Annotated in this window: 2 protein-coding genes and 2 pseudogenes; 3 read left to right on the top strand and 1 reads right to left on the bottom strand. The window is 76.1% G+C overall.

What is annotated here, in order from left to right:
* Positions 1–66 precede the first annotated feature (66 nt).
* The 3 genes and pseudogenes from FOE67_RS18270 to FOE67_RS18260 form a co-directional block, all read left to right on the top strand.
* Positions 67–1,053, top strand: coding sequence for a cobalamin biosynthesis protein (locus tag FOE67_RS18270; protein ID WP_182665633.1), 987 nt, complete (start codon positions 67–69; stop codon positions 1,051–1,053).
* On the top strand, positions 1,046–2,581 hold the full coding sequence (locus tag FOE67_RS18265; protein WP_182665631.1) for a cobyric acid synthase: 1,536 nt from the start codon (positions 1,046–1,048) through the stop codon (positions 2,579–2,581). Before FOE67_RS18270 ends, FOE67_RS18265 begins: the two co-directional genes overlap by 8 nt.
* Positions 2,582–2,712: 131 nt before the next feature.
* A pseudogene (locus FOE67_RS18260) lies at positions 2,713–3,972 on the top strand (magnesium chelatase ATPase subunit I); the annotation flags it as partial.
* On the opposite strand, the pseudogene FOE67_RS29465 reads toward FOE67_RS18260, so the two are convergent.
* Positions 3,954–4,193, bottom strand: a pseudogene (locus FOE67_RS29465) (DUF6112 family protein); the annotation flags it as partial. The pseudogenes FOE67_RS18260 and FOE67_RS29465 overlap by 19 nt on opposite strands.
* Positions 4,194–4,258 lie beyond the last annotated feature (65 nt).

Raw genomic sequence — 4,258 nt, 5'->3', positions numbered from 1 at the left:
GTCCCGAACCCCTCGGCCCGTTCCCCGCGTGCGGGTCGACCGGCTCCCGCCCCCACCGCCGTCGGCCTGGTGCTCGGTTACCTGGCGGACCGGCTGTTCGGCGATCCGCGCCGCGGCCACCCCGTGGCCGGCTTCGGCCGCGCGGCGGGCGCCCTGGAGAAGCCGTTGTGGCGTGACCACCGGGCCGCCGGGGCCGTTTTCACCGCGCTGTGCGTCGGCGGGGTCGTCGTACCCGCCGCCCTGGTGGCACGCCGCCCCGGGCCGGCGGGACGCACCGCCCTGACCGCGGCGGCCGGCTGGGCCGTGCTGGGCGGGACGAGCCTGGGCCGGGAGGCGCTGCGCGTGGGCGCCGCACTGGAGGCGGGCGATCTCGGCACGGCCCGGGAGCTGCTGCCCCGCTTGTGCGGACGCGACCCGGCGGCGTTGGACGCGGACGGCATCGCGCGCGCCGTGGTGGAGTCGGTGGCCGAGAACACCTCGGACGCCGTGGTCGGCGCGCTGGTGTGGGGCGCGGTGGCCGGTGTGCCCGGCCTGGTCGGGTTCCGCGCCGTGAACACCCTGGACGCGATGGTGGGTCACCGCTCGCCCCGGTACGCGCGGTTCGGGTGGGCCTCGGCCCGGGCCGACGACCTCGCGGGGCTGCCCGGCTCCCGCCTGACCGCCCTGTTGGCGGCCGCGGTCGGCCCCGACCCCCGCGGCGCGCTGCGGGCCCGCCGCGCCGACGGTGGACGACACCCGAGCCCGAACGCCGGTCCGGTGGAGGCCGCCTTCGCCGGCGCGCTGGGGCTGCGGCTGGGGGGCACCCTCTCCTACGGCGGGCGGGTGGAGCACCGACCCGTCCTCAACGCCGCCGGACGCGCCCCGGAGCCGGGGGACATCGCCCGGGCGGTGCGGCTCTCCCGACGCGTCGGCGCCGCCGCGGTCGCGGTGGCGGCGGCCGGCGCGCTCCTTTCGGAAACGGTCGGCGGACGGCGCGCGCCCCGCGAACGGCCCGACCGCCGGGCACACCGGGCACACCGGGCACACCGTCGAGGGGGCAGGACCCGTGGATGACCGGGACACCCGGGGAACCGGGACGGGCGGCGCCCTGCTGGTGGCCGGCACCACCTCGGACGCCGGCAAGAGCGTCGTGACCGCCGGCATCTGTCGCTGGCTGGCCCGGCGGGGCGTGCGGGTGGCTCCGTTCAAGGCGCAGAACATGTCGCTGAACTCCTTCGTCACCGCCGACGGGGCGGAGATCGGTCGCGCGCAGGCGATGCAGGCCGCGGCGGCTCGGGTGGAGCCGAGCGCGCTGATGAACCCGGTGCTGCTCAAACCCGGTGGCGACCGCACCAGTCAGGTGGTGCTGATGGGTCGCCCGGTGGGCGAGTTGAGCGCGCGGGGCTTCCACGACCGACGGCGTGCCATGGTGTTCGACCGGGTGCTGGAGTGCCTGGCCGAGTTGCGGCGCACCCACGACGCGGTGATCTGCGAGGGCGCGGGAAGCCCGGCCGAGATCAACCTGCGGCACAGCGACATCGTCAACATGGGGTTGGCCCGGGCGGCGCGGCTCCCGGTGGTCGTGGTCGGCGACATCGACCGCGGTGGCGTCTTCGCCTCGCTCTTCGGCACCACCGCCCTGCTGTCGGCCGGCGACCAGGAGCTGCTGGCGGGATATCTGATCAACAAGTTCCGCGGCGACCCGGCCCTGTTGGAGCCGGGGTTGGAGAGCCTGCGCGGGGTGACCGGCCGTCCGGTGCTGGGGGTCCTGCCCCACCGGGACGGCCTGGGCATCGACGAGGAGGACGGTCTGCGGCTCTCCGTGCGGGGCACCGTGCGGGAGACGAACACCGCACCGACACCGGGCTCGCGGGTGCTGCGGGTCGCGGTCGTCTCCGTGCCGCTGATGTCCAACTTCACGGACGTGGACGCGCTGGCCGCCGAGCCCGGCGTGGTGGTGCGGTTCTGCGACCGCCCCGAGGAGATCGCCGACGCCGACCTGGTGATCGTCCCCGGCACCCGCGGCACGGTGCGGGCGCTGCGCCGGCTGCGGGAACGGGGTCTGGCGGAGGCGTTGTCGCGCCGTGCCGCCGAGGGGCGACCGATCCTGGGCGTCTGCGGCGGTTTCCAGATGCTGGGCGAACGCATCGAGGACGAGGTGGAGTCGCGCGCCGGCACCGTGGAGGGGCTCGGTCTGCTGCCGGTGCGGATCCGCTTCGACCGGGAGAAGACCCTGGCCCGACCGAGCGGGCGGGCCCTGGGCGAGCCGGTGACCGGTTACGAGATCCACCACGGGGTCGCCGACGTGCGGGGCGGGGAGGCCTTCCCCGGCGGCTGCCGGGTCGGGGCCGTGTGGGGGACCCACTGGCACGGGATGCTGGAGGGCGACGGGTTCCGGCGGGCGTTCCTGCGCCGGGTGGCGGCGGATGCCGGGCGGGACTTCGTCCCGGCCCCCGACACCCGTTTCGCGGCCCTGCGCGAGGAACAGTTGGACCGCCTCGGTGATCTGATCGAGGAACACGCCGACACCGACGCGCTGTGGCGTCTGATCGAGAAGGGCGCCCCGGTCGGACTGCCGTTCGTTCCACCGGGGGCACCGTGAGCCCGCGGCCGGGGCCCTCCCCGGCCGCGGCACCACCCCCGGGGGCTTCCGGGAACGGGGACACGAGCACGGGGACGACCCGACCGAACGGGGCGGCCCGAACAACCGGCACAACCGGCGAAAGGGTGGGCATGGGAGAGCCGAGGACGGCGGACGGCGACGAGCGGGGCGGCACGGGCTATCCGTTCACCGCCGTGGTGGGCATGGAGGATCTGCTGCTGGGGTTGCTGCTGAACGCGGTGAACCCGGCGATCGGCGGCGTCCTGGTGCGCGGTGAGAAGGGCACCGCCAAGAGCACCGCCGTGCGGGCGCTGGCCGCGCTGCTGCCCCCGGTGACGGTGGTGCCCGGCTGTCGCTTCGCCTGCTCGCCGACGGAACCCGACCCCGGGTGCCCCGACGGCCCCCACGAGCCCGGCGGCCCGGGCACGGTCCGCCGGGGACGCATGGTGGAACTCCCGGTGGGCGCCGCCGAGGACCGGTTGGTCGGCTCGCTGGACATCGAGCGGGCGCTGACCGACGGCGTGAAGGCGTTCGAGCCCGGGCTGTTGGCCGAGGCGCACCGGGGCGTGCTCTACGTGGACGAGGTGAACCTGCTCCACGACCACCTGGTGGACATGCTGTTGGACGCCGCCGCGATGGGCTCCTCCCGGGTGGAGCGGGAGGGGGTCTCGGTCCGGCACGCCTCACGGTTCCTGCTGGTCGGCACGATGAACCCGGAGGAGGGCGAACTGCGGCCGCAACTGCTGGACCGGTTCGGCCTGACGGTGGAGGTGGCGGCCTCCAGGGAGCCGGCCGAACGGGTCGAGGTGGTCCGCCGCAGGCTCGCCTTCGACGCGGACCCCGCCGGTTTCGCCGCGCGCTGGGCGGGCCCGGAGGAGGAGCTGCGCGACCGGATCGCCGCCGCCCGCGACCTGCTGCCCCGGGTGGAGTTGGACGACACCGCGCTGCTGCGCATCGCCGCGGTGTGCGCGGCCTTCGAGGTGGACGGGATGCGGGCCGACATCGTCACCGCCCGCACCGCCGCCACCCTGGCCGCCTGGGACGGCCGCACCTCGGTGACCGTCGCCGACGTGCGTCGGGCCGCGCTGCTGGCCCTCCCCCACCGGCGGCGGCGCAACCCCTTCGACGCGCCGGGCCTGGACGAGGACCTGCTGGACGAGGTCCTGGACCGCCACCCGGACCCGGAGGACCCCGGGGACCCCGAGGGGCCGGATGATCCCGCCGGACCCGACGGACCGGAGGGCCCCGGGGGACCCGGCGACACCGACCGTCCGGAGGATCCGGAGGGCGGACCCGAGGGCCCCGGCGGCCCGGACGGGGACACCGGTCCGGCGGCCGACGACCCGCCGGGGCAGGGGCGCGCCGATGCCCCGGCGCCCGCGGCCACGACGGCTCCCTTCTTGCCGTTGGCCTCGGCCTGGTGACCACCACTGTGGTGACCCCAGGCCCACACCGCCAGGCTGACGGCGAGCGCGCCGACCACGGCGATGATGCCGAACAGGTTGATCGAGCTGACGACGTTCTTCAGGACGGCCAATCCCGGCAGGCCGCCCCCGCTGGGGGTGATCCCCGGGTCGAAGGCGAGGAGGACGTGTTCGGCGAGAGGACTCATGGCTGCGGCAGGACTCCTTGCATACGGGCCGGTGGGTCGGGGCGGGGGAGAGGGAAGGACCGGGC

The sequence above is a fragment of the Streptomyces calidiresistens genome, assembly GCF_014141525.1.
Classification (GTDB): Bacteria; Actinomycetota; Actinomycetes; order Streptomycetales; family Streptomycetaceae; genus Streptomyces; species Streptomyces calidiresistens.
The sequence above is the reverse complement of the archived record's forward strand: the minus strand, read 5'-3'. Positions and strand labels throughout refer to the sequence as shown.